The sequence below is a fragment of the Roseomonas haemaphysalidis genome (assembly GCF_017355405.1).
GTDB classification, from domain to species: domain Bacteria; phylum Pseudomonadota; class Alphaproteobacteria; order Acetobacterales; family Acetobacteraceae; genus Pseudoroseomonas; species Pseudoroseomonas haemaphysalidis.
The window spans coordinates 3,147,550-3,171,714 of record NZ_CP061177.1; the positions used below are offsets into that span (position 1 = coordinate 3,147,550).

General features: G+C 71.6%; 24 protein-coding genes and 1 tRNA gene. 15 read left to right on the top strand and 10 right to left on the bottom strand.

Annotation, left to right across the window (positions count from 1 at the left end; all coding sequences use genetic code 11):
* Window positions 1–145 precede the first annotated feature (145 nt).
* Both IAI59_RS14595 and IAI59_RS14600 read right to left on the bottom strand, forming a co-directional pair.
* The gene (locus IAI59_RS14595) at window positions 146–910 is read right to left on the bottom strand and encodes a TetR/AcrR family transcriptional regulator (protein ID WP_237181138.1); all 765 of its coding nucleotides are present in this window, start codon (window positions 908–910) and stop codon (window positions 146–148) included.
* Window positions 907–1,890 (bottom strand): Bug family tripartite tricarboxylate transporter substrate binding protein, encoded by a 984-nt coding sequence (locus IAI59_RS14600; RefSeq protein ID WP_207415603.1) that lies wholly within the window; start codon window positions 1,888–1,890, stop codon window positions 907–909. The genes IAI59_RS14595 and IAI59_RS14600 overlap by 4 nt, the downstream gene beginning before the upstream one ends.
* 129 nt (window positions 1,891–2,019) lie before the next feature.
* Here IAI59_RS14600 and IAI59_RS14605 point away from each other — a divergent pair, with 129 nt between their 5' ends.
* The 11 genes from IAI59_RS14605 (at window position 2,020) to IAI59_RS23350 (ending at window position 10,723) form a co-directional block, all read left to right on the top strand.
* Window positions 2,020–2,889 carry a shikimate dehydrogenase gene (locus IAI59_RS14605; protein ID WP_207415602.1) on the top strand — a complete coding sequence of 290 codons (870 nt, stop codon included), beginning with the start codon at window positions 2,020–2,022 and terminating at the stop codon, window positions 2,887–2,889.
* Between the two features lie 13 nt (window positions 2,890–2,902).
* Entirely contained in the window at window positions 2,903–4,057 is a 1,155-nt protein-coding gene (gene pcaDC, locus IAI59_RS14610; protein WP_207415601.1) for a bifunctional 3-oxoadipate enol-lactonase/4-carboxymuconolactone decarboxylase PcaDC, read from the top strand.
* Window positions 4,054–4,776 (top strand): protocatechuate 3,4-dioxygenase subunit beta, encoded by a 723-nt coding sequence (gene pcaH / locus IAI59_RS14615; protein ID WP_207415600.1) that lies wholly within the window; start codon window positions 4,054–4,056, stop codon window positions 4,774–4,776. The genes pcaDC and pcaH overlap by 4 nt, the downstream gene beginning before the upstream one ends.
* The gene (gene pcaG, locus IAI59_RS14620; RefSeq protein WP_207415599.1) at window positions 4,769–5,341 is read left to right on the top strand and encodes a protocatechuate 3,4-dioxygenase subunit alpha; all 573 of its coding nucleotides are present in this window, start codon (window positions 4,769–4,771) and stop codon (window positions 5,339–5,341) included. The genes pcaH and pcaG overlap by 8 nt, the downstream gene beginning before the upstream one ends.
* A 4-nt stretch (window positions 5,342–5,345) precedes the next feature.
* Window positions 5,346–6,692, top strand: coding sequence for a 3-carboxy-cis,cis-muconate cycloisomerase (gene pcaB / locus IAI59_RS14625; protein WP_207415598.1), 1,347 nt, complete (start codon window positions 5,346–5,348; stop codon window positions 6,690–6,692).
* A 14-nt stretch (window positions 6,693–6,706) separates the two neighbouring features.
* The gene (locus IAI59_RS14630; protein WP_207415597.1) at window positions 6,707–8,557 is read left to right on the top strand and encodes a bifunctional sugar phosphate isomerase/epimerase/4-hydroxyphenylpyruvate dioxygenase family protein; all 1,851 of its coding nucleotides are present in this window, start codon (window positions 6,707–6,709) and stop codon (window positions 8,555–8,557) included.
* Between the two features lie 64 nt (window positions 8,558–8,621).
* A complete protein-coding gene (locus tag IAI59_RS14635) occupies window positions 8,622–8,939 on the top strand; it encodes a hypothetical protein (RefSeq protein WP_207415596.1) in 318 nt (105 codons plus the stop codon).
* Window positions 8,940–8,990: 51 nt separating this feature from the next.
* On the top strand, window positions 8,991–9,584 hold the full coding sequence (locus tag IAI59_RS14640) for an exopolysaccharide biosynthesis protein (RefSeq protein ID WP_207415595.1): 594 nt from the start codon (window positions 8,991–8,993) through the stop codon (window positions 9,582–9,584).
* Window positions 9,585–9,693: 109 nt separating this feature from the next.
* Window positions 9,694–10,131 (top strand): Rap1a/Tai family immunity protein, encoded by a 438-nt coding sequence (locus tag IAI59_RS14645; protein ID WP_207415594.1) that lies wholly within the window; start codon window positions 9,694–9,696, stop codon window positions 10,129–10,131.
* Window positions 10,132–10,147: 16 nt separating this feature from the next.
* Window positions 10,148–10,459, top strand: a complete 312-nt coding sequence (locus IAI59_RS14650) for a glycine zipper domain-containing protein (protein ID WP_237180472.1) — start codon at window positions 10,148–10,150, stop codon at window positions 10,457–10,459.
* Window positions 10,460–10,594: 135 nt separating this feature from the next.
* Window positions 10,595–10,723, top strand: a complete 129-nt coding sequence (locus IAI59_RS23350) for a hypothetical protein (RefSeq protein ID WP_272874599.1) — start codon at window positions 10,595–10,597, stop codon at window positions 10,721–10,723.
* 11 nt (window positions 10,724–10,734) lie between these two features.
* On the opposite strand, the gene IAI59_RS14655 is transcribed toward IAI59_RS23350, so the two are convergent.
* The 3 genes from IAI59_RS14655 to IAI59_RS14665 are packed head-to-tail and all read right to left on the bottom strand — an operon-like array spanning window position 10,735 to window position 13,788.
* Window positions 10,735–11,508, bottom strand: a complete 774-nt coding sequence (locus IAI59_RS14655) for an IclR family transcriptional regulator domain-containing protein (protein WP_207415593.1) — start codon at window positions 11,506–11,508, stop codon at window positions 10,735–10,737.
* The gene (locus tag IAI59_RS14660; RefSeq protein ID WP_207415592.1) at window positions 11,498–12,478 is read right to left on the bottom strand and encodes a Bug family tripartite tricarboxylate transporter substrate binding protein; all 981 of its coding nucleotides are present in this window, start codon (window positions 12,476–12,478) and stop codon (window positions 11,498–11,500) included. Before IAI59_RS14660 ends, IAI59_RS14655 begins: the two co-directional genes overlap by 11 nt.
* 29 nt (window positions 12,479–12,507) lie before the next feature.
* A complete protein-coding gene (locus tag IAI59_RS14665) occupies window positions 12,508–13,788 on the bottom strand; it encodes an FAD-dependent oxidoreductase (RefSeq protein WP_237181139.1) in 1,281 nt (426 codons plus the stop codon).
* A gap of 154 nt (window positions 13,789–13,942) precedes the next feature.
* On the opposite strand from IAI59_RS14665, the gene IAI59_RS14670 reads away from it, so the two are divergent.
* Window positions 13,943–14,512: a hypothetical protein gene (locus IAI59_RS14670; RefSeq protein WP_207415590.1), complete on the top strand. Its 570-nt coding sequence runs from the start codon at window positions 13,943–13,945 to the stop codon at window positions 14,510–14,512.
* Between the two features lie 6 nt (window positions 14,513–14,518).
* Here IAI59_RS14670 and IAI59_RS14675 read toward each other — a convergent pair whose 3' ends face one another.
* On the bottom strand, window positions 14,519–16,300 hold the full coding sequence (locus tag IAI59_RS14675; protein WP_207415589.1) for a gamma-glutamyltransferase family protein: 1,782 nt from the start codon (window positions 16,298–16,300) through the stop codon (window positions 14,519–14,521).
* 144 nt (window positions 16,301–16,444) lie between these two features.
* Here IAI59_RS14675 and IAI59_RS14680 point away from each other — a divergent pair, with 144 nt between their 5' ends.
* From IAI59_RS14680 to IAI59_RS14690, 3 genes are read left to right on the top strand one after another with little or no spacing between them, the layout of a single operon-like run.
* Window positions 16,445–17,212: a FadR/GntR family transcriptional regulator gene (locus tag IAI59_RS14680; protein WP_207415588.1), complete on the top strand. Its 768-nt coding sequence runs from the start codon at window positions 16,445–16,447 to the stop codon at window positions 17,210–17,212.
* Window positions 17,209–18,195, top strand: a complete 987-nt coding sequence (locus tag IAI59_RS14685) for a Bug family tripartite tricarboxylate transporter substrate binding protein (RefSeq protein ID WP_207415587.1) — start codon at window positions 17,209–17,211, stop codon at window positions 18,193–18,195. The genes IAI59_RS14680 and IAI59_RS14685 overlap by 4 nt, the downstream gene beginning before the upstream one ends.
* The gene (locus IAI59_RS14690; RefSeq protein WP_207415586.1) at window positions 18,188–18,682 is read left to right on the top strand and encodes a GAF domain-containing protein; all 495 of its coding nucleotides are present in this window, start codon (window positions 18,188–18,190) and stop codon (window positions 18,680–18,682) included. Before IAI59_RS14685 ends, IAI59_RS14690 begins: the two co-directional genes overlap by 8 nt.
* On the opposite strand, the gene IAI59_RS14695 is transcribed toward IAI59_RS14690, so the two are convergent.
* The 4 genes from IAI59_RS14695 to IAI59_RS14710 form a co-directional block, all read right to left on the bottom strand.
* Window positions 18,679–19,764, bottom strand: coding sequence for an ArsO family NAD(P)H-dependent flavin-containing monooxygenase (locus IAI59_RS14695; RefSeq protein WP_207415585.1), 1,086 nt, complete (start codon window positions 19,762–19,764; stop codon window positions 18,679–18,681). The two genes, IAI59_RS14690 and IAI59_RS14695, sit on opposite strands and share 4 nt — an antisense overlap.
* A gap of 228 nt (window positions 19,765–19,992) precedes the next feature.
* Entirely contained in the window at window positions 19,993–22,800 is a 2,808-nt protein-coding gene (locus IAI59_RS14700; protein WP_207415584.1) for a bifunctional diguanylate cyclase/phosphodiesterase, read from the bottom strand.
* 1,055 nt (window positions 22,801–23,855) lie between these two features.
* Window positions 23,856–23,931: transfer RNA gene (locus IAI59_RS14705), tRNA-Glu, on the bottom strand.
* Window positions 23,932–23,974: 43 nt separating this feature from the next.
* On the bottom strand, window positions 23,975–24,160 hold the full coding sequence (locus tag IAI59_RS14710) for a DUF2256 domain-containing protein (RefSeq protein WP_207415583.1): 186 nt from the start codon (window positions 24,158–24,160) through the stop codon (window positions 23,975–23,977).
* Between the last annotated feature and the right edge of the window lie 5 nt (window positions 24,161–24,165).

Genomic DNA, 24,165 nt, shown 5'->3' on the forward strand with positions numbered 1-24,165 from the left:
GCGTTTGCCGGATGGCAAGGATCGGCACGGCATGATGCCGTGGCGGGGCAGGATGCCCCGGAGGGCCGGCACCAAAAAGGCGCCGTTCGCATGGCCCGCACCACCACCGCCCGGGCGCCGTGAAACGGCGGCGCCCGGGCGGTTGTCAGCCGGTGGGGGTCCGGGTGGTCAGGAAGCCCAGCACGGCGTCGGCCAGCATCTGCTTGTGGCGCTGCTTCAGCGCCTCGCCCGTCAGGTCACGGTCGAACAGCCGGCCGAAGGTGTGGCGGTTGGACACGCGGTAGAAGCTCAGCGAGCTCATCAGCATGTGCACGTCCACCGGGTCGGCATCCGCCCGGAACAGCCCCTCGGCGCGGCCGCGCTCCAGGATATCCCCCAGCATGGCGATCACGGTGCTGTTCAGGTTCCGGATGATTTCGGACTGCGCGATGTAGCGGCCGTGGTGGATGTTCTCGATGCTGACGAGCCGCACGAAGTCCGGGTGCGCGTCGTGGTAGTCCACGGTGAATTCCGCCATGCGGCGGATGGCGTCGGATGGCGACAGGGATTGCAGGTCGAGCTGCCGCTCCAGCGCGCGGATGCCGGCATAGGCCTGCCCCAGCACCTCCAGGTACAGCCCGTCCTTGCTGCCGAAGTAGTAGTAGATCATCCGCTTGGAGGTCTGGGTGCGCGCCGCGATGGCATCCACCCGCGCGCCGCTCAGGCCGTGTTCGGCGAATTCCTCGCGCGCCACGGCCAGGATCTCCTGGCGCGTGCGGTCCGCGTCGCGCGGGCGGGCGGCGATGGGCGCGTCGTCGTCCGGCGTGCCGCGCGCCCCCTCGTGGTCCATCGTCGCGGCCTCCATGGTCAGGACGCGGGAGATACCACGCGGCGGGCGGGCTGTCGCGCCGCCCGCCGCGTGGCGCGTCACTCGGCGGTGATGCCGCGGGTGCGGATCACCTCGCCCCACTTGGCGCTTTCCGCCGCGAGGTAGGGGCCGAACTCGGCCGGCGTGCCGACGGTCGGAAAGTTGGACGCCTGGCGCAGGCGGGCCAGCACGGTCTCGTCCTTCATGGCGGCCACCAGCGCGGCGTGCAGCTTGCCGATGATCGGCTCCGGCGTGCCGGCCGGCGCCAGCAGCGCGAACTGCGAGGAGCACTCGAAGCCCGGCAGCCCCTGTTCCGCGATGGTCGGCACGTCGGGGGTCAGCGGGTTGCGCTCCAGGCTGCTCACGCCGATGGCGATGGCTTCCTTGGAGGAGATCAGCGGCAAGGCGGTGACGGCGTCCACGAAGGCCATCTGCACCTCGCCCGCCAGCAGCGCCTGCACGGCGGGGGCGCCGCCGCGGTAGGTGACGTTCAGCACGTCGATGCCCGCCATCTTCAAGAACAGCTCCGTCGCCAGATGCGCGGAGGAGCCGGCGCCGGAGGAGGCGTAGCTCAGCTTGCCCGGCTGCGCCTTGGCGCGGGCGATCAGCTCCTGCACCGACTTCACGCCCAGCGCCGGGCGCACGCACAGGAAGATCGGCGTTTCGGCGATGCGGCCGACGGGGGTGAAGCCGCGGGCGTCGTCGTAGCCCTTCTGGGGAAACAGGTGGGTGGCCATGGCGTAGGTGGAGTTGACGCCCATCAGCAGCGTGTAGCCATCCGGCCGCGCGCGGGAAACGTAGAGATGGCCGATGGTGCCGGACGCGCCGGCGCGGTTCTCCACCACCACCTGCTGGCCCAGCTCCTTGCTCATCTGCTGCGCCAGCAGGCGGCCGACAAAGTCGGTGGAGCCGCCGGGGGCCCAGGACACGACCAGCGTCACAGGCCGGTCGGGATAAGCGCCGGCGGTCTGCGCGAAGGCGCGCGAAGCCAGGCCGGTGGCGAGCGTGGCAAGGGCGGCGGTGCCGAATTGGCGGCGGTTCATGGTCCGATTTCCCCGTCTTGGTCCGGCCGCGTTGATCGCTGGCCTGGCGCGGCGGAATGCCGCATTGACCTTGACGTACTGGTTAGTTCATTACCTTGACAAGTGAAAAATCAGGGACCGGAAACGCCCATGCCCAGCACCGCCATGCCCCGCCGCCCGCAGCTGCTGCTGGGGCTGATCGGCGCCGGCATCCAGCTGTCCCGCACCCCCGCGATGCACGAGGCCGAGGGCGCGGCGCAGGGCCTCAACACGCTGTACCGGCTGATCGACCTGAACGAGCTTCGGCTTGGGCCGGACGCGCTGCCCGACCTGCTGCTGGCGGCCGAGCGCATGGGCTTCGCCGGCCTCAACATCACCTACCCCTGCAAGCAGGCGGTGATCCCGCACCTGCACGAACTGTCCGAGGCCGCGCGGGCGCTGGGCGCCGTCAACACCGTGGTGCTGCGCGATGGCCGGCGGATCGGCCACAACACGGACGCGCCGGGCTTCGCCGAGGGCTTCCGCCGGCAGTTGCCGGACGTGCTGCTGGGGCGTGCCGTGCAGATGGGCGCGGGCGGCGCGGGCTCGGCCGTAGCGCATGCGGCGCTGGAGATGGGCGTGCAGCAGCTTGCCGTGTTCGACCCCGATGCCGGGCGCGCCGCCGGGCTGGCCGCGGCGCTGTGCGGGCATTTCGGGGCCGGGCGCGCCGTGGCGGGCGGCGACCTCGCGGCCGCCATGGCCGCCGCCGACGGCGTGATCAACGCCACGCCCCTGGGCACCGCGCAGCACCCGGGCATGGCGGTGCCGGCGGCGCTGCTGCGCCCCTCGCTTTGGGTGGCGGAGATCGTATACTTCCCGCTGGAAACGGAGCTGCTGCGCACCGCCCGCGCCCTGGGCTGCCGCACCGCGCATGGCGGCGGCATGGCGGTGTTCCAGGCGGTCGAGGCGTTTCGGCATTTCACCGGCCTGGCGCCGGATGCGGCGCGGATGACAGACACCTTCCTGTCCTTCGACCGCTGAGGGGGGAAAAACGATGTTCATCGACGTCCATGGCCTGAACGTGCACGTGCAGGTCGACGGCCCCCCGGGTGCGGAGCCGCTGCTGCTGCTGCATTCGCTGGGCACCAGCCTGCATGTGTGGGACGAGCAGGCGCGCGTGCTGGCGCGCCAGTTCCGCGTCATCCGCCCCGACATGCGCGGCCACGGCCTTTCCGCCACCACCCCCGGCCCCTACGCGATCGATGCCCTGGCGCGCGACGCGCTGGGGGTGCTGGACGCGCTGGGCGTGGAGCGGGCGCACGTGGCCGGCATCTCCATCGGCGGGCTGATCGCGCAGTCGCTGGCGGCGCAGGCGCCGGGGCGCGTGATGCGGCTGGCGCTGGTGGACACCGCGCTGGCGCTGCCGCCGGCGCAGGGCTGGCGGGACCGCGCGGCGCTGGTGCGGGCCGAGGGCATGCGCGCGGTGGAGGAGGCGGTGATCGCCCGCTGGGTGACGCCGGCCTCCCTGTCCTCGCCCGGCGCGGCGGGGCTGCGCGCCATGCTGCTGCGCACCGACCCCGAGGGCTATGCCGCCTGCGCCGAGGCCATCGCCGCCGCCGACCTGACGGACAGCAGCCGGGCGCTGCGGCTGCGCACCCTAGTGCTGGTGGGCGACGGCGACATGGCCACGCCCGTCGCCTCCGCCGAGGCGCTGCGCGATGCCATCCCCGGCGCCGTGCTGCACGTGATCGCCGATGCCGCGCATATTCCCACCGTGGAGCGGCCGGAGGCGGTGACGGCGCTGCTGCAGGGCTTTCTGTCGCCCGACGCCGTGACCGACCCCTTCGAGGCCGGCATGGCGGTGCGCAAGGCCGTGCTGGGTGCCGCGCATGTGGAGCGCGCGGCGGCTGGCATCACGGCGCTAGACGCGCCGTTCCAGGACCACATCACCCGCGCGGTATGGGGCGGCATCTGGACGCGCCCGGGCCTGCCGCGCCACACGCGCTCGCTGCTGACGCTGGCGATGATGGCCGCGCTGGGGCGGGAAGGCGAGTTCGTGCTACACGTGCGCGCCACGCGCAACACCGGCGTGACGCCGGAGGAACTCTCCGAGGTGCTGCTGCAGGTGGGCGCCTATGCCGGCGTGCCGGCGGCCAACCACGCGCTGAAGCTGGCCAAGCAAACGCTGGAGGAAATGGCAAAGTCATGAGCGAGCACCAGGGATACCGCCGGTTCGACGCAGCAACGCAGCCGCCCAACGCCGCGCCCGACTACGGCAGCACGCGGTTGCGCGCGCCGTCGCGGCCGCTGCTGCGCATTCCTCACACCCTGACCGAGTCCACCGCGCCCCGCTTCGCCGCCGGTCGCTTTCCGGCCACCGCCGACCTGACCGCCTATGCCGATGGCTCCGGCCACGCCATGGGCGAGCGCATCATCGTCGCCGGCCGCGTGCTGGACGAGCACGGCCGCCCCGTGCCCCACGCCATGGTGGAAGTCTGGCAGGCCAATGCGGCGGGCCGCTACAACCACGAGGGCGACCAGCACGACGCGCCGCTCGACCCCAACTTCCGCGGCAACGGCCGCGTCTTCACCGACGCCGACGGCTGGTACCGATTCACCACCGTCAAGCCCGGCGCCTACCCCTGGCGCAACCACCACAATGCCTGGCGCCCCAACCACATCCATTTCAGCCTGTTCGGCGCCGGCCTCGCCCAGCGGCTGATCACCCAGATGTACTTTCCCGGCGACCCCCTGCTCGCCCTCGACCCCATCTTCAACACCATCCCCGACGCGGCCGCCCGCGACCGGCTGATCGCGAAGTTCGACCTCAACATCACGGAACCGGAGCAGGCGCTGGGCTTCCGCTTCGACGTGGTGCTGCGCGGCAGCCTGGAAACGCCCATGGAGGACGGCCACCACCATGACTGACACCGCCCCCACCCCCGACCTGGTACCCGCCTCCGCCAGCCAGACCGCCGGGCCCTACTGGCACCTGATCGACTTTCCCGAATGGGCCGACACCACGCGCCACTTCGCCGGCAGCCTGCCTGCGGGCGAGCGCATCGTGCTCACCGGCACCGTGACGGATGGCGGCGGCGAGCTGGTGCGCGACGCGCTGGTGGAGATCTGGCACGCCGACCCGCAGGGGCACTACCCCATCGGCGCCGGGGACTTCCAGGGCTATGGCCGCTGCGCGACGGACAAGGCGGGGCGGTTCCGCTTTGTCACGCTGAAGCCTGGCGCGGTGCGCGGGCCGGGCAACACCACCCAGGCGCCGCATGTGGCGCTGGCGGTCTTCGCGCGCGGCATCCTGTATCACCTCAGCACGCGGCTGTACTTCGCCGACGAGCCGCTGAACGATACAGACCCCGTGCTGAGCAGCATCCCGGCCGAGCGCCGCGACACGGTTCTCGCGAAGCAGACGGCCGCCAGCACCTGGACCCTCGACCTCGTGCTCCAGGGCGACAACGAAACCGTCTGGATGGACGTGTAGCCGCATGAGCGTGAACCCCGCCGACGGCGCCGTGCTGGGCGTGCTGTACGGCACCGACGCCATGCGCGCCGCCGTGGGCGAGCGCGCGCTGCTGTCGCGCATGCTGGACGTGGAGGCCGCACTGGCGCGGGCCGAGGCGCGGCTCGGCATCGTGCCGGAAGCGGCGGCGCAGGCCATCACCGCCGCCGCGCGCTTCGAGATGCTGGACCTGCCGGCGCTGGCGGTTTCCACCCGCAACACCGGCTACCCGGTGGTCGGGCTGGTCAGGCAGTTGTCCGCCGCCGCCGGCGAGGATGCCGGGCGCTGGACGCATTGGGGCGCCACCACGCAGGACGTGGTGGACAGCGCCACGGTGCTGATGATCCGCGATGCGCTGGCGCTGATCGAACCGGCGCTGGAGCGGCTGTGCGACGCGCTGCTGGCACGCGCGCAGCAACACCGCGGCACCGTCATGGCCGGGCGCACCCACCTGCAGCACGCGTTGCCGGTGACCTTCGGCTACAAATGCGCCGTCTGGGCCTCGCCGCTGCTGACGATGCGCGAGCGGCTGGCGCAGCTGAAGCCGCGCGTGCTGCGCGTGCAGTTCGGCGGCGCGGTGGGCACCCTGGCCTCGCTCGGCGACCGTGGCACGGCGGTGATGGCCGAGCTGGCGCGCGAGCTGAACCTGAACGAGCCAGACCTACCATGGCACGTTTCGCATGACGGCTTCGCGGAGCTGGTGTCCTGGTGCGGGCTGCTGTGCGGTGCGTTGAGCAAGTTCGCCACCGATTTCATGCTGCTGATGCAGACGGAAGTGGCCGAGGTGGCCGAGCCGCACGCGCCCGGGCGCGGCGGCTCCTCCACCATGCCGCAGAAGCGCAACCCGATCGCCTGCGAATACGTCCTGGCGCAGGCGCGCGGCGTGCACGCGCTGGTGCCGCAGATGCTGGCCGCCATGGCGCATGACCATGAGCGCGGCACCGGCCCCTGGCAGGCCGAGCCGCTGGCGCTCCCCCAGGCGCTGCTGCTGACCCACGGCGCGCTGGACCAGGCGCTGACGGTGGCGGAAGGCATGACGGTGGATGCCGCGCGGATGCGCCGCAACCTGGACTCCACCGGCGGGCTGATCGTGGCCGAGGCGGTGATGATGGGCCTCGCCCCCGTGCTGGGGCGCGGGGCCGCGCATGACGCCGTGCACCATGCCTGCGACGTGGCGCTGGAGGAAGGCATCCCGCTGGCGGCGGCGCTGGCGCGCGACAGCGCCGTGACGGACCGCCTGGACGCCGATGCCATCGCGCGGCTGACGGACCCTTCCAACTATCTCGGCAGCACCGGCGTTTTCATCGACCGCGTGCTGCGCCGCCGCGCCTGACTCAAAGGACGCCCATGCCGATCTCCCGCCGCCTGCCGCGCTCCATCGCCACCGTCTGCCTCAGCGGCAATCTCCTGGACAAGCTGGAGGCAGCGGCGGCGGCCGGCTTCGACGGGGTGGAGATCTTCGAGGCCGACCTGCTGACCTTCGAGGGCTCGCCCGCCGACATCCGGCGGCTGGCCGAGGACCTCGGCCTGTCCATCACCCTGTTCCAGCCGTTCCGTGACTTCGAGGCGATGCCGGAGCCGCAGCGCGCCCGCAACCTGGACCGCGCCGAGCGCAAGTTCGACGTGATGCAGGCGCTGGGCACCGACCTGGTGCTGGTCTGCTCCAACACCCAGGAGGCCGCGATCGACGACGACGCCCGCGCGGCCGAGGACCTGCGCCGCATGGCCGAGCGCGCGGCGCAGCGGGGCCTGCGCGTCGGCTACGAGGCGCTGGCCTGGGGGCGGCATGTCAGCCGCTGGAAGCATGCCTGGAAGATCGTGCAGCAGGCCGACCACCCGGCGCTGGGTCTGATCGTGGACAGCTTCCACACCCTGGCGCTGGGCGACGACCCCTCCAGCATCGCCGACCTGCCGGGCGAGAAGATCTTCTTCGTGCAACTGGCGGACGCGCCGCGCCTGAGCATGGACGCCTTGTCCTGGTCGCGCCACTTCCGCAACTTCCCTGGCCAGGGCGAGCTGGATGTCGGCGGCTTTCTGGGCGCCGTGGCACGCTCGGGCTATGCCGGGCCGATCTCGCTGGAAGTGTTCAACGACGATTTCCGTGCCGCGCCGGCCCGGCTGAACGCACGCGACGCCGTGCGCTCCCTGGTGCTGGTGGAGGCCGAGGCGGGGCTGAGCGAGCTGCCGGACCCGCCGCGCTCGGACGGCTTCGCCTTTCTGGAATTCGCGGTGGACCAGACCAGCCGCCGCGCGCTGGGCGCATTCCTGGAAACCCTGGGCTTCCGGCTGGCGGGGCGGCACCGCTCCAAGGACGTGGAGCTGTTTCGCCAGGGCGGCATCAACCTGATCCTGAACGCCGAGCAGGACAGCGCGGCGGCCGAGCACTTCCAGCTGCATGGCCCTTCCGTCTGCGCCATGGCCATCCAGGTGGACGATGCCGGCCGCGCCATGGCCCGCGCCCGCGCGCTGCTGTGCTCGGAATGGCAGGAGCAGCGCGGCGTGGACGAACGGGTGCTGCCGGGCATCCGCGCCTCGGACGGCACGCTGATCCTGCTGATCGGGCCGGACGACCTGGGCGAAGGCAGCACCAGCTGGGAAAACGACTTCCACATGCTGCCGCTGCCGGTAGAGGACGGACTGACCCGCATCGACCACGTGGCGCAGGCGCTGCCCACCGGCAGCATGAACAGCTTCGTGCTGTTCTGGCACGCCGTGTTCGGGCTGGACGCGCAGGCGCCGGTGGACCTCGCCGACCCGCAAGGGCTGATCCGCTCCCGCGCCATGGTCAGCGCCGATGGCGCGCTGCGGCTGCCGCTCAACATCTCGGAAAGCCGGCAAACCTCCACCGGGCGCTTTGTCACCGCCTTCGCCGGCGCGGGCGTGCACCACGTGGCCTTCGAGGCGCCGGACATCTTCGCCGCCGTGCGCGCCATGCGGGCACGCGGCGCCGCCACCCTGCCCGTGCCGCCCAACTACTACGACGACCTGGCCGCCCGCTGGGGGCTGGACGACGCCTTGCTGGACCAGCTGCGCGCCCATGACGTGCTGTACGACCGCGATGCCGGGGGCGAGCTGCTGCACGTTTATTCCCGCCCCTTCGAGGGCCGCTTCTTTTTCGAGGTGATCGAGCGGCGCGGCGCCACCGGCTTCGGCGCGGCCAATGCCCCGGTGCGGATGGCGGCGCTGGCACGGCTCTGAAACCCTCGCTTAACACCGCAGAATGTTCTTGTTCTGGTTTTGTTCATGATGGTAGGGTCCACCCATGGCCCGATCATCCCCCTCCCCCACCGTGCTCTGCCATAGCCGCCACCACCTGCTGCGGGCGCCTTTGGCCGACCTCCGCTCCCTCACCCTCATCGCCCACTGCGGCGACCCGGATTGCCCGCCCCCGCGGCCGATCCCGGTTGGCGACGTGATGGAGGCGCGGGGCAACCGCGCGCTCAGCAACGTCGTGGGCGGCCTGCATTGCACGGCCTGCGGCCGCGCGGCGCAGACCGTCTCGTTGCGGGAAGACTGCCCCGACGGCTGGATCCTGCAGCCCGTGGTGCTGCCGGGGGCATCCGCTGCCGCCTTGAATTAGCCTCCCGCCCCGTGCCGCTGTAGGCTGGCGCCCGCAACGGCACGGGGCACCATGGCCAGCAGGACGCCCACCTCCGAATTGCTGGAGGAGATTCTCCATGACCTTCCCCCCGGCAGCATCACCCCCGAATGGCTGCTGGCACGGCTTGGCGAGCGGTCCTTCGGCCTGTTGTTTCTGTTGCTCGGGCTGCTCGGGCTGGTGCCCGGCGCGTCCATCGCCGCCGGGCTGCTGATGCTGGCGCCGGCCGGGCAGATGCTGGCCGGCCGCCCGCGCCCGCGCTTTCCCGCCCGCCTGGGGGAACGCCCGATCGGCAGCATTCCCTTTGCGCGCCTGCTGCGCCGCCTGCTGCCGGGGCTGCGGTGGCTGGAAGGGCTGGTGCGGCCGCGCTGGGCGACGCCGGCGGGCGCCACGCAGCGCGGCGTCGGCGGCGTGGTGCTGTTGCTAGGCCTGTCGCTGCTGCTGCCGGTGCCGCTGAGCAACCTTTTGCCCGCCGCCATCATCGTGCTGATCGCCTTCGCCTATATCGAGGAGGACGGGGTGCTGCTCCTGGCCGGCACCGCGCTGGGCGTGTTGGCGCTGCTGCTGGGCGGGGTGGTGATGTGGCGCAGCCTGGGCGCCGCCGGCGGCTGGGCGGGGCTGCTGTAATCTTTTGTGCCGTGGCGGCGCCGGGCGCAGTCCGGGGGGCCGCATCGGCTGGGCTTCGGCGGAAATGCTGTCTAGTGTGCGCGGCGGTTCACTTGAGGATCCCTCGTCCATGCGGAACATCGCTGCTGCCGCCGCCCTGGTCCTGATGTCCGGCGCGCCGGTCCTGGCCCAGGCCCCCATGGCCACTGCCCCCGCCACCCCGGTGACCGAGGTGCGCACCGCCGCCGACCTCGCCGCCGTGTGCGACCCGGCCGCCAGCAACCCGCTGCGGCTGGAATCCATCGCCTATTGCCAGGGCTTTCTGACCGGCGCGGGGCAGTATTACGCCGCGCTGCACCCGGCCTCGGCCACCACGCCGCCGTTGTTCTGCCTGCCGCAGACGCCGCCCAGCGTGGCGCAGACCGGCCTCGCCTTCGCCGCCTGGTCGCGGCAGAACCCGCAGCACGGCGCCGAGCCCGCCGTGGACGGGCTGCTGCGCTGGGCGCAGGCGACCTACCCCTGCCCGGCGGCGGCCGCGCCCGCCACCACCCGCCGCCCGGCCCGCTGAGATGAAAGGACACAGCATGATGCGCGTCACCCGCCTGGCCCTGCCGCTGCTGGCCGTCCTGTCGCTGGGCGCCTGCGCGGACATGAACCCGCAAACCCGCAACGTCCTGGGCGGCACCGCCGGCGGTGCCGCGCTGGGCGGCATCATCGGCTCGTTCAGCGGCAATACGGGCTTCGGCGCGCTGCTGGGCGCCGGCGCGGGGGCCGGCGCGGGCTACCTTTACGACCAGTCGCAGCGCAACCGGGCCTATGAGAACCGGGGTGGCTACGGCCCGCGTGGCGGCTATGGCCCCCGCGGCGGCTATGACGGCCGCTACCGCCGCTACTGAGCCGCACACCAGCACGGGAAACGGGGGCCAGGGCGGCAACGCCCTGGCCCTTCGCGTTTGCGCGCTGGGCCCAAGGGCATCAACCCGCGCTCGTCGTCGCGCGTTGATGGAGGGCGGAACACAGGAAACCCCATCATGCCCGACGACAAGAAGCCCCAGCCCCCCACGGACGACAAGGCCGCCAAGCCCGGCGTCCAGCCCGTGGACAAGGCCACCCAGGAAGAAGCGGCCGAGGAGCGCAAGGATACCGGCGGCTACCAGTAAGCCGCGGCCAATCAGCCGAGCAGCGCCGCCATGCCACGGGCGGCGTCCTGCATCAGCGGCACGATGTCGGACCGCAGCGCCGCCGCCGTGCGGCGGCCGCTGTGGCTGCTGGTGGCCAACGCCGCGACCAGCGTGCCGGCGGAGTCCCGCAATGGCACGGCGGCCGAGGCGAAGCCCTCTTCCAGCTCCCCGTCCAGCACCGCGAAGCCGGCCTCGCGGCATGCCGCCACCGCCCGTGACAGCTCCGATGGCTCCGTGAGGGTGCGGGGCGTATGCCGCTCCAGGGGCGCCACCAGCAGCGCGGCCAGATGCGCCTCGGGCAGCGCCGCCATCAGCACGCGGCCGGATGCGGTGGCATGCGCCGGCATGCGGGCCGAAACGCTCAGCGCGTGTCGGAACGGCCGATCGGCGGCCTCGGCGCGCGCGACATTGACGATGTGCGGCCAGTCCAGCACCGTCAGCGAGGTGCTTTCGCCGATGCGCCTGGCCAGGGCCTGCAGGGCAGGCTGCAGGCGGCGGTCCAGCCCGGTGCCGCCCAGATAGGCCTGCGACAGCCGCAGTACCTCCGGCGTCAGGCTGAACTGCCGGCCGTCGCTGCGCGCCATGCCCAGCTCCACCAGCGTCATCAGCAGCCGCCGCGCCACGGCGCGGTCCAGCCCGGCGCGAGCCGCGACCTCTGACAGCGTCAGCCGCGCCGCGCCGGGGCCGAAGGCCTGGATCACCTCCAGCCCGCGCGCGAAGGCGGTCACGAAGCCCCGGCTGCGGGGCGCGGCGTCATTCGACACGGATGTTGCGTTCCTTCACCAGCGCGCCCCACAGCTTGTATTCCGCCGGCACCATGGCGGCGAACTCGGCGTTGCTGCGGCTGGCCGGCACGGCGCCGAAGCTGGTGATGCGGTTGCGGATGTCAGGCCGCGCCATCGCCTCCGCCAGAATGGCGGACAGGCGCTGCACCGCGCCGGGCGGCGTGCCGCGGGGGGCGAACATCGCCTGCCAGCCATCCACCTCCACGCCCGGAAAGCCCGCCTCGGCCAGGGTGGGCACCTCGGGGAGCTCCGGCAGGCGCGTGGCACCCGCCACGGCCAGGGCCCGCAGCGTCCCGGCGCGCAGGTGGGGCAGCAGCGTGGACAGCGTCAGGAAGCCGAGGTCGAGCTGCCCGCCCAGCAGGTCCGGCATCAGGACCCCCTCGCCCCGGTACACCACCGGCTCCAGGTTGGTGCCGGCCTGCCGGTTGAACAGCTCCGCCGTCATGTGGGACAGCGTGCCGTAGCCGCTGTTGGCGGCGGACAGGCTGCGCGGGTCGGCCTTGGCGGCGGCCACCAGCGCGCGCACGTCGCGAAACGGCGAGGCGGCGGGCACCACCAGCAGAAACGGCGTGGAGGCGATCTGCGCCAACGGCGTGAAATCCTCCAGCACGTCGTAGCCGATGGACTGCGCCTGCAGGTGCGGCACGATGGTCATGCTGATGCTGCCGAACAGCAGGGTGTGGCCGTCATTGGCCTGTGCGGCGGCGGCGGTGCCGATCACGCCGCCGGCGCCGGCACGGTTTTCCACCACCACGGGCTGCCCCAGCTTCGGCCCCAGCACCTGCTCGCCCAGCATGCGCGCCAAGCCATCGGCCGGGCCGCCGGGCGCGAAGGGCACGATCACGCGCAGTGGTCGGTTGGGCCAGGCGGGCTGCGCCCACGCGGCAGGGGCGGCGGCCAAAGCCAGGGCGGCGGCCAGCAGGGGGCGGCGGTGGATGGTGGCGTTCATTGTTTCCTCCTTGAAATCAGTCGTGGACGTCAGTCGGGCAGAAAGGCGGCGTCCTGCCGCAGCCGGTCGCGCAGCAGGGCGGCATCCAGCTCGCGCGGGCCGCCATTGCCGGCGCAGGCCAGCGCGGCGGCGGTGCCGGCGGCCTGGCCGATCGCCATGGTGGTCGGCATCACCCGCGTGGAGGCATGCGCGCCGTGGCTGGCCGAGATGCCGCGCCCCGCCACCAGCACGTTGCCCAGCCCGGCGGGCAACAGGCAGCGGAACGGGATCTCGTAGCTGCGGTCGCCGCCCAGCGTCTCGAAATGCAGGCCGGTGCCCCGGGCAGGGTGGATGTCCATGGGATAGGCGCCCACCGCGATGGCGTCCGGAAAGCGGCGCTCGCCGCGCAGGTCGTCGGCGGTCAGCACCACGTCGCCCCGCACGCGGCGGGATTCACGGATGCCGAGCTGCGCGGCCAGGGCCACCAGCCGCCCGCCTTCGCAGCCCGGCACCCGCGCGGCCAGGAAGCCGGCGGCGGCGAAAGCCTGGCGGCGCCCTTCCACCTCGCCCGCCGACAGCGCGAAGGGGTCGGTGGCGTCCAGGCTGACGCGGCTGATGTTGAACCAGCCGTCGTCGGTGCCGGGCACGCGGCTCTGGTGCAAGGCGGCGCGGGCCAGCGCGCCGCTGTCCACGCCCTGGCGGCACAGCGCCTGCAGCTCCGCCGAGGTCAGCGCCTCGAACCGGGAAAAGTCGATGGGGCCGAAGCGGAACATCATGGTGGCCGGCTGCGGCGCCTCGTCCGCTTCCAGCGGCAGGAAGCCCGCGCCCGCGCGGGCCAGGAGGTCGAGGTCGCCGGAAGCATCGATCGCGATGCGCGGGCGGACCTCCAGCGGGCCGGCCTTGGTCAGCACGGTCACGGCGCTCACGGCATCGCCCTGTCGCGCCACGTCCAGCAGCGTGGCGTGGAACAGCAGGCGCACGCCGGCTTCCGTCGCCATCTGGTCCAGCACCAGCTTCAGCCGCTCGGGGTCGAAGGACACCTGGTCCATGCGGTGGCCGGTGGACATGGTGAAATGCGTGTGGCCGCCCGAGCCGCCCTGGCGTTCCAGCCGTTGCACGACCTCCTCCGCCAGGCCTTGGATCACCTGCCGCCCGGCGGCGGTTTCCCAGCCGACGAACTGCCCCACCGCCCCCGCCGTGGCGCTGCCGCCCAGAAAGCCCCAGCGCTCCACCAGCAGCACCGAAGCGCCGCCGCGGGCCGCCGCGACGGCGGCCATGGTGCCGGCCATGCCACCGCCGCACACCAGGACGTCCACGGCGATGCCGGACACCAAGGGGCTTTGCTTGTTCTGTGCGCTGTGCGCATTTTCGTGCGTCATGCGCATAGGATAAGATCGTATTGGCGGGGTGTCGAGGCGCTCGCGGCCCGGGTTGGCACCGCCCCGCCGCTTCGGGCATCACTGGCGGCGACGGAGGAGCCACACCATGCGCGATACGCCGAAACCTACCTTTCCCCACGGCAGCCTGCTGGCCGCCATGCTCGGCGGCCGGGCACCCACCGACGTGCGCCGCGCCGCGCATCGGCTGCGCGCGGAAGGCGCCGCGGTGGTGGCGGTGGAGGACGACATCGCCGGAATGGCACCGGGGCTCGCGACCTCCGCCGTGGCGCGCTCGCCCGCCGTGCTGGACGTGCTGCCGCCGCTGTTCTGGGTGGAGGCGCGGCTGGACGACGGCGGCGTCCAGGGATGGGTGATGGAACGGAAGCGCGACGGCCTGTCCCTGCGCGGCTTCGCCGTCGGCCCGGACCGCGACGCCGTGCCCGAGCCGCGCGGCACCGCGACGCTGCTCTTCGGCGCGGCGGTGCCGGAGGAGGATGAGGACGCGCGCTTTCTGCGCGGCCTGGTCACCGCCGTCAGCCTGCAGGAAATGCTGTCGCAGATGGGCGAGGCCTCGCCCGTCGTGCTGCTGCCAGCCGAGGCCGCGGGCGAGGACCTTTCCACCCTGCGCGGCCTGCGGCTGTCCGTGGCGATGCCGCCGGACGCGCTGCCGGACTGAGCAGCCCTATCGCCCGATGGCGTAGGCCTGCATCAGGCGCGGCGTGGCGGCGGCGATCACGCAGCCATCCTCCCGCCCCACGGCGCAGACGCGGCCCAGCGACCACGGGGCCTCCACCTTGACCCGATGCCCGCGCCGCTCCAGGCCCGCGATCACCTCCGGCCCCAGGCGGTCCTCCACCAGCAGGCGGTTGGGCTCAAAGGTGCGGGGGTAGAAGGACTGGGGAAAGTGCTTGCTGGTGAACAGCGGCAGGTCGATGGCCGCCTGCAGGTCCAGCTTGTGGTGCAGCCGCCGCAGCAGCACGGCCAGCGTCCACTGGTCCTGCTGGTCGCCGCCCGGGGTGCCCATGGCCAGCACCGCCTCGCCGTCGCGCGTCACCAGCGTGGGCGTCAGCGTGGTGCGCGGGCGGGTGCCGGGGCGCAGGTCGCTGGGCAACCCCGCGTCCAGCCAGCCCATCTGGCCGCGCGTGGAGATGGAAAAGCCCAGCCCCGGCACGGCGGGCGAGGATTGCAGCCAGCCGCCCGAGGGCGTGGCCGAGATCATGTTGCCCCAGCGGTCCACCACGTCGAGATGCACCGTGTCGCCCCATTCCACCGGCAGCGGCGCGAAGGTGGGCTCGCCGAAGCCGATGCCCACCGGCGTTTCGGCGCCCGCCATGGCCAGGATGCGGCGCATGGCATCGGCGGCACCGGGCAGGTCGCCCGGCACCATCTCCGCCGAGGCGGCCTCGCCCACCAGACCGCGGCGACGCTCCGCGTAATCACGCGACAACAGCGTTTCCAGCGGGATCTCCGAGGCATCCGGGTCGCCGTAGAAGACCTCGCGGTCGGCATAGGACAGCTTCATGCATTCCACGACCGTGTGCACGAAGCGCTCGCCCGCCGGGTCCATGGCCGCGATGTCGAAGCCTTCCAGCAGCCGCAGGGTTTGCAGCAGCACCGGCCCCTGCCCCCAGGGACCGGTCTTGTGCACCGTGACCCCCGCGTAGTCGGCGGACACCGTCCGCTCCACGCCCGCCCGGTAGCGCGCGAAGTCCTCGGCCCGCAGCAGCCCGCCGTGGCGCCGGCCGCTGGAATCCATCAGCTCCGCCGTACGGTAGAAGCGGTCCACCGCCTCGGCGACGAAGCCGCGGTAGAAGGCGTCGCGCGCCGCCTCGATCTGCCGCTCGCGATCGGCGCCGGCGGCTTCCGCCTCGGCCAGGATGCGGCGGTAGGTGGCGGCGATGCCGGGGGTGCGGAACAGCGCGCGGGGGCGCGGCACCTCGCCGCCCGGCATCCAGACCTCGGCGGAGGTCGGCCATTCCGCCGGAAAGAACTCGCGCGCCGGCAGGATGGAGGCGGACACGCGCGGCAGCACGGGAAAGCCGTGTTCCGCGTAGCCGATGGCGGCTTCCAGCACGGCGCGCGGGGTCCAGGTGCCATGGTCGCGCAGCAGCAGCATCCAGGCGTCGAAGGCGCCGGGCACCACGGATGGCAGCAGGCCGGTGCCCGGCACCTGCCTGAGCCCGAGCGCCGCGAAGCGTTGCGGCGTGGCGGCCATGGGGAACGGCCCCTGGCCGCAGATCACCACCGGCTCCGCGTCTTCCGGGCGCTTGAGGATGATCGGCACCTCGCCGCCGGGGCCGTTCAGGTGCGGCTCCACGATCTGCAGGGTGAAGCCGGCGGCGGCGGCGGCGTCAAAGGCGTTGCCGCCGCGCTCCAGCACCGACATGCCGACGGCGCTGGCCAGCCAATGGGTGGTGGCCACCGCGCCGAAGGTGCCGCGGATCTCCGGACGGGTGGTGAACATCTGTGCCTTCCCCCTGGAACCAATCTGATTGGTTCCATTAGCAGCCACGCCCCTTTGGCGCCGCCGATGCTCTAGATCAGCGGCGGCAGGAAAGAAAGCGCCGCTCCCTTGCGCGGAGCGGCGTGCTCATCTAGCAAAGGTCCCATGTCCACCAGCCATGCGGCCGGGCGGCTGGAGGCGCACCTGCGCGATGCGGGCCTGGCACCCGGCGACCGGCTGCTTCCCGAACGTCAGCTCACCGAACGCCTGGGCGTCAGCCGCCGCGCGCTGCGCGAGGCGCTGGGCGAGCTGGAACTGCAGGGGCGCATCTGGCGCGGCGTGGGCCAGGGCACGTTTCTGGGCCCACGGCCCGCCGTGCCGCCCCGGCCGGAGCCGCGCGCGCGGGCGGCCAACCCCCTGGCGGTGATGGAAGCTCGGCTGACGCTGGAGCCCGCCCTGGCCGCGCTGGCCGCCCACAAGGCCACCGCCGAGGATGTGCAGGCGATCAGCCGCGCCGCCCGGCGCGGCGCCGAAACGCGGGACCAGGACAGCTGGGGGCAATGGGACGGCGCCTTTCACGGCGCCATCGCCCGCGCCTGCCACAACCCGTTGCTTCAGGCGGCCTTTGAACAGGTGGAAGCCAGCCGCGCCCGCACCGGCTGGGGCCGGCTGCGCGCCGCCATCACCACCGCGCCCATGCGCCAGGCCTCGGCGCTGCAGCACCAGGCGATCGCCGCCGCCATCGCGGACCGCGACGCGGCGGCGGCGCAGCGCGCCATGCGCGCCCACCTCCGGGCCGTCGTCCTCGCCATCCAGAGCGAGGACACCGACGGGGACGACACAACCGAACCGCGGACACAACACGCGGACCACGACGCCGGCACGGCAGCAACCACGGAGCGGGCACAGGCCCGCGGAAAGACATCGCCATGACCCAACTCCGCCTGCCGCGGCGCGCGGCGCTTTCCCTTCTCGCGGCCACGGCCCTGCCGGGCGTGGCGCGCGCGCAGGGCGGCTATCCCAACCGCCCGGTCAGCGTGATCGTGCCCTGGGCACCCGGCGGCTCCACGGACATCCTGGCGCGCGTGCTGTCGGAACCGCTGCGCATCGCTTTCGGGCAGCCCTTCGTGGTGGAAAACCGCTCCGGCGCCTCGGGCAACATCGGCTCGGCCTATGTGGCGCGCGCGGCGCCGGACGGGCAGACGCTGCTGGTCGGCTCCATGAGCACGCATGCCATGAACGACGCGCTGTTCAGCAACATGCCCTTCAACGGCGCCGAGGACTTCACGCCCATCGCGCTGCTGGCCTATGTGCTCAACACCATGGTGGTGCACCCCTCGGTGCCAGCCAACTCGGTGTCGGAGTTCATCGCCTACGCCAAGGCCAATCCCGGCAAGCTGGCCTATGCCTCGGCCGGCGCGGGCTCCACCAACCACCTGTGCGCCGCGATGTTCGCGCAGATGGCGGGGCTGGACATGGTGCACATCCCCTATCGCGGCGGTGCGCCGGCGGTGCTGGACACGGTGGCGGGCCAGACGCAGCTGCTGTTTTCCGCCGGCACCCAGACGCTGGAGCACGTGCGCAACGGCCGCCTGAAGCTGCTGGCCGTGACAGAGGAAAAGCGCTCCGCCCTGCTGCCGGAGGTGCCGACGGTCAACGAAAGCCTGCCGGGCTACGAGATGGCGGTGTGGTACGGCGCGCTGGGGCCCAAGGGCCTGCCGCCCGCGCTGACCGAGCGCCTGAATGCCGAGATGAACCGGGGGCTGATGCTGCCGGACGTCAAGGACAAGATGGCGGCCATCGGCGTGGAAGTGGTGAACGAGACGCCCGCCGACTTCGCCGCCCGACTGCACCAGGACACAACCAAGTGGCACAAGGTGATCCGCGACCTGGGCATCGACAAGACCGATGCCTGAGATGTTGGCGGATGCCTTCGAGCAGGCGGCGGGGCACGACGACGGCCCGCTGCCGCTGGTCCGCGCCGCCGACCGGCTGTCGCGCGCCATGCTGGGGCAGCAGCTGTGTACCGCCATGGTCTTTGACCGGGATGCCATGACGGTGCAGCGCATCTTCAGCTCCCGCCCCGCGGAATATCCGGTGGGCGGGCGCAAGCCCAAGCGCGACACCGCCTGGGGGCGGCAGGTGCTGCTGCAAGCCCGCCGCTTCGAGGGCGAGGGCGAGGACGCGATCCGCACGCATTTCGCCGACCATGACGTGATCCTCGGCCTCGGGCTGCGCAGCATCGTCAACCTGCCCATCGTCGCGCGCGGGCGCTGCCTCGGCACGCTCAACCTGCTGTGGCCGGCGGAGCGGCTGGATGCCGGACATGTGCAGCTGGCGCGGATGCTGGCGCTGCTGGCCACGCCGGACTGGACCGGCGGCAACCTGCCGGCGACGGGCTAGGCCGGCCCGGCGCCCTCCACGCCACCGATGGATTGCAGCACGGCCTGGACGGTATCGCGCGCGTTGCGGGTGATGCCGGCCAGCGTCGCCGAGGCCGCGCCCGTCCATTCGCCGTAGCCCAGCATCCATAGGCGCGGCTGGCGCACCGCGCGCCCCTGCCGGACGGCGACCCGGCCATCGGCTTCCAGCACGCCCAGATGCGACAGGTGGCCGAGCGCCGGGCGGAAGCCGGTGCACCAGATCACGGCATCCACCGCGACACGCGTGCCGTCCGGCCACATCACCCCGTCATGGGTGAAGCGGGAAAACGGCAGCACGGTGCCCAGCACGCCGCGCTCCCGCGCTTCCCGCAGCGCGGGCACCATGACGATGTCGCCCAGGCTGCCCGGCTCGGCTTCCGGCGCGTGGCCATCCAGCTCGGCCCGCACGCGGGCCGTGGCGCGCTCGAACAGCACGCGGCCATCCACGTCGTCCGGCAGGAAACGCGGCTGTTCCGTGGTGACCCAGGCGGTGGCGGCAACCTTGGAGACTTCCGCCAGGATCTGCGCGCCCGAATTGCCGCCGCCCACCACCAGCACGCTTTGCCCCGCGAATTCATCCGGCGAACGGTAGGCGGAGGAATGCAGCTGCCGCCCGCGAAACATCATCCGCCCGGACACCGGGGGAATGAAGGGCTGCCCGGCGCCGCCGGTGGCGCTGATCACGGCCTTGGCCAGCCAGATGCCGCGATCCGTGCGCACGGACAGGGCGTGGGTCGCGCGCAGCACGTCCTTGACCCGCACCGGCCGCTGCACCGGCAGGCCGTAGCGCTGCTCATAGGCCGACAGGTAGTCCACCACGTGGTCGCGGGTGGGATAGCCGCCGGCGGTGGGCGGCATGGGCCAGCCGGGCAGCGAGCTGGTTTGCGCGGGCGAAAACAGCTTCAGGGAATCCCAGGCGTCGGGCCATGCGCCGCCGGGCCGGTCATGGGCATCCAGGATCTCGAAATCCGTGTTCGCGCGGCGCAAAAAGTACCCGGCGGCCAGCCCGGACTGGCCGCCGCCGATCACCACCACGTCCCGCACGACCTGCCCGCCGGTCATGGCGCCCCGCCGGCGGCGGCGCGGCCGGACAGCTGGCCCCGGGTGGCGTCCGTCACCGCCTGTCTCCGCCCTGCCCGCATCCCCGCCTCCCGCACCGCGACCGCGTGGGCGCGTTCGCCCGGGCGGATCGGCCAAGTTGTACCGGTCCATTCCTGGCCCGACATCGGCAACGACGCAACCGGAGCCTCGCGGCCGCCGCCCCGCGGCGCATGCCGGGTGCCGGCGGAATCAGGCCGCCTGCCCTTCCCTGTGTTTCCCGGCGCCGCCGCCGGACAAAAGCGTCGAAACGCTTTCCAGCGACATGGGGTGCGCCAGCAGGTAGCCCTGCACCTCGATGCAGTCGTCGGCCGTGAGCATGGTCAACTGCCGCACCGTTTCCACGCCCTCGGCCGTCACCGACAGGCCCAGGGCCTTGCCGAGGCCGAGGATCGCCTGCACGACCTCGCGGCCGCCGTCGCGGTCCTCCATGTCGTTGATGAACTGCCGGTCGATCTTGATGACGTCGAAGGGAAAGCTGCGCAGCGAGCTGAGAGAGGAGTAGCCGGTGCCGAAGTCATCCATGGCGAGCTTGACGCCCAGGGCTTTCAGGCCGCCCAGGGCATTGCGCGCCCGCTCGGCATCCTCCAGCAGCACGCCCTCGGTCACCTCCACCTCCAGCCGGCTGGCGTCGAAACCGGTTTCCTCGACCACCCGCCGCACGAGCTCCGCCACGTCGGTGTTGTGGAACTGGACCGGCGACACGTTGACAGAAACGCCGATCGCCGGCCATTGCGCCGCCGCCTGGCAGGCGGTGCGGAGCACCCATTCGCCGAGCGGCATGATCAGCCCGCTGCGCTCGGCGATGGGGATGAAATCCACCGGCCCGATGCGGCCACGCTCCGGGTGGTGCCACCGCACCAGCGCCTCGACGCTCCGGACGCTGCGGCCGCGCGTGTCGAAGCGCGGCTGGTATTCCAGAAAGAACTCGCCCGCCGCCAGGCCGCGCCGCATGTCCTCCACCAGGCCGCGATACGCCAGCAGCCGGTCGTTCAGCGTGCTGGCATAGAAGCTGAAGGTGCCGCGGCCGTTCTGCTTGGAGCTGTACAGCGCCGCATCCGCGCAGCGCAGCAGCTCATCCGGCAACGTGCCATCGATCGGCGAGATGGCGACGCCGATCGACATGCCGATGTGCAACGCGTCGCCTTCGTGCTGGATCGGCGCGGTGACCACGTCGATCAGCTTCTGGCACAGCGCCTCCACCTGCTCGTCGGTGAGGCCGGGGGCGGCGATGACGAATTCGTCGCCCCCGACGCGCGCGGCGATCTGGTCGTGGCCAAGGCTGCGGCGGAGCCGGTCGGCCACCTCGCCCAGCACCCGGTCGCCGACCTGATGGCCATAGGTGTCGTTGATGGGCTTGAACTTGTCGAGGTCGAGATACAGGACCGCGAGCCGCGCATCGGGATGCGCGAGAGCGGAGGTCATGAAGCTGTTCAACCGCACACGGTTGGGCAGCGAGGTCGCGGCGTCGTGCTGCGCCTGGCGCTTGGCATCCTCAAACGCCTCGGCCAAGGCGACATTGGTGGTGACGTCCGTGGCGAACTTGATGATCTTGAGCGGCCTGCCGTTCAGATCCAGGATCGGGTTGTAGCTGGCCTGTATCCAGACAATCCGGCCATTCTTGCCGATGCGCTTGTACAACCCCGAATGAAATTGCCCGGCCCGCAGGATGCGCCAGAATTCGGCGTATTCCGGCGTTTCGGCCTGCCCAGGCTCCATCATGCCGCGATGATGATGGCCGATCACCTCGTCCTGCCGGTATCCCATCATCGCCAGGAAGTTCTCGTTGGCATCGAGGATGGTGCCGTCGAGCGCGAATGTGATGACGCCCTGGGCCTTGTGGATCGCGGTGATCTGCCCCTGGTTCTCGGCATGCTGCAGCTTGGCGGCGGTGATGTCCGTGGCGTATTTGATGACCCGGAAGGGGCGGCCGCTGTGGTCCAGGATCGGGTTGTAGGTGGCCTGCAGCCAGATCTCCCGGCCGTCCCTGGTCAGGCGCTTGAACTCCGCCGACTTGTGCTCGCCCCGTGACAAGCTGGCCCAGAATTCCGTGTGCTCCGCGCTTCCGGCATCGTCCTGCGGCATGAAGATGCCGTGATGGCGGCCCCGCACTTCCGACAGCCGGTAGCCGGTCGCGTCGAGGAACACGTCATTGGCGTCGATGACGGTGCCGTCGATGTCGAAGGACACGACGCACAGCGCCTTGTGCAGCGCCGCGATCTGGCCCTGGTGTTCCGCCTGGCGCAGCGTTTCCTCGGTCACGACGGTCGCGTACTTCACCACCTTCGCCGGCCGGCCATCCGGGCCGGAAACCGGATTATACGTGGCCTGCAGCCAGATCTCGCGCCCACCGCGGCCGATGCGGCGGAATTGTCCGGCCCGGTGATGGCCCCGGGCCAGGTCACGCCAGAAGGCCGCGTATTCGGCACCGTGGGCATAGGACGGCTCGACGAACATGCGGTGGTGCCGGCCCTGGATATCCTCGAGCTCGTAGCCCACCGCATCCAGAAAGGTTTGATTGGCGTCGAGGATGATGCCGCTCATGTCGAAGGTAATGACGGCGTAGGATTTGCGGATGGCGCTGACCTGCCATTCGAGGTCCATCCGCCGCGTCCGTTCGGCGGTGATGTCGGTGCCGAGCAGGATGATCCCGGATGGCTGCCCCTGCTCGCCCGGCACGGGATGGAAGCTGGCCTGCAGCCAGTGCTCCCGCCCGGCATGCCCCACGCAGCGGAATTGCCCGGACTGCGGCAGCCCAGCCCGCAGCACCGAACCGATATCCTGGTGCTCCCCACCTGGCAGGTGCCCCGGGGTCAGGAACAGCCCGCAATGTCGGCCGACCACCTCCGCCGGGGCATGGCCGACCATCGTCAGGAAATGCCGATTGGCCTCGACGATGATGCCATCGAGGTCGAGATGCAGCATGACCTGGTCGCGGCCGATGGCGTCGATCACGCCACGCTGGCTGGGAAAGCCAAAGGGGCCGGTGGGATCAGCCACGGCCACCCCGTCCGGGCATGCGCTTCCGACGCCGCACGCGGCAGTCATGGACACGCCTGACGTCGGAAGCCGCACCTCATCGCTCATCGCACTCATCCTTGAACTACCGGCCACGCAGGGGCGAACTCCACGCCAATCCCGCTCCGCAGTCGGCGGACATCCTGTGCGTCGGCCGGCTTCCTGGAGTCTGTACGCTCCATTCACCATGCTTCGCCTTTCCAACCTGTGAATGGCACAGCGTGCCGTGCGGCAGGACCCAGCCGGTGCTGACGGGGCTCATCGCCTTCGCCTATCGATATGGCCATCCGAGGCCGTCGAGGGGCGGAGGAGGTGACCCGCCCTGGGTCGATGGTGACGACGATTGACGAGGCACGCTGGCAGCGTCGGTGCCGGAGACGCAAGCGCGCCAGCCGATGGCTGGGGGATCGGACATGCTGGCGGTCGCGAATCGTATCCTGCGGATGCCGCGGCTTTTGATGCGGAACGCGGTCGAGAGGGACTGGCGCCCGGATCGTCCCACCACCATGGCCTGGAGGTTCGGCTTCGCCGCGATGAACCATGGCTGGTATCGCCGCTTCCAAGGTGAAGCGGACTGCTGGCCCATCGGCCCGCCTCGCCTTGGCTCGTGTGCCTTGTACGGGGCGACGATAGTCGGACAAGATTCAGGTGGGGAAGCGGCACCCACGGAGACCATGATGTCGTACGGCAGCCAAAACTGAAGGCCGAACTGCTAGCACGCGTGCGCCGAATATTTGACGGTCGGACCAGCCACTCCCCCTCGTCGTTCCGGGGGTCAATCCTTCGCTGGTCCGGTGCCGTTCTCCAGCCGGTTCATACACCCGCTCGTTGACTAGCCAGCCGAGCGGGCTGCGCCGCTCATCGGGCATGAGATGCTAGCAGATGTTGAGTGGCACGCGCGCGGTCGCAGAGGGTGCCTTTCAAAGGCAGCCATGTGGCGAGTGACTGGCGGTCTGGACTGAAAGCGATTGGGCTAACCGAAACAAGGTCAGCCACTTTGGCTCGCTAAGCCATTGCCAACAACGAAAGAAAAGGAATGGCGTCCCCTAGGGGATTCGAACCCCTGTTACCGCCGTGAGAGGGCGGTGTCCTAGGCCTCTAGACGAAGGGGACTTCGTTGGGCGTGGCGGGCTTCTAACCGGGTGGCGCCCCCCGATCAAGGCGTCTTCTGACCGCTTTCCGTAGTTTTTTCGTCACGCCCCCGACGCTGGCGGCGGCAGGCATCGGAGCAGAAGCGGACCTCGTCCCAGCATGCCGCCCATTTCCGCCGCCACGCGAAAGGCCGGCCGCAGGCGGCGCAGGGCTTGCTGGGCAGGTCGGCCTTGCGGCGCATCGGTGGCATGGCGG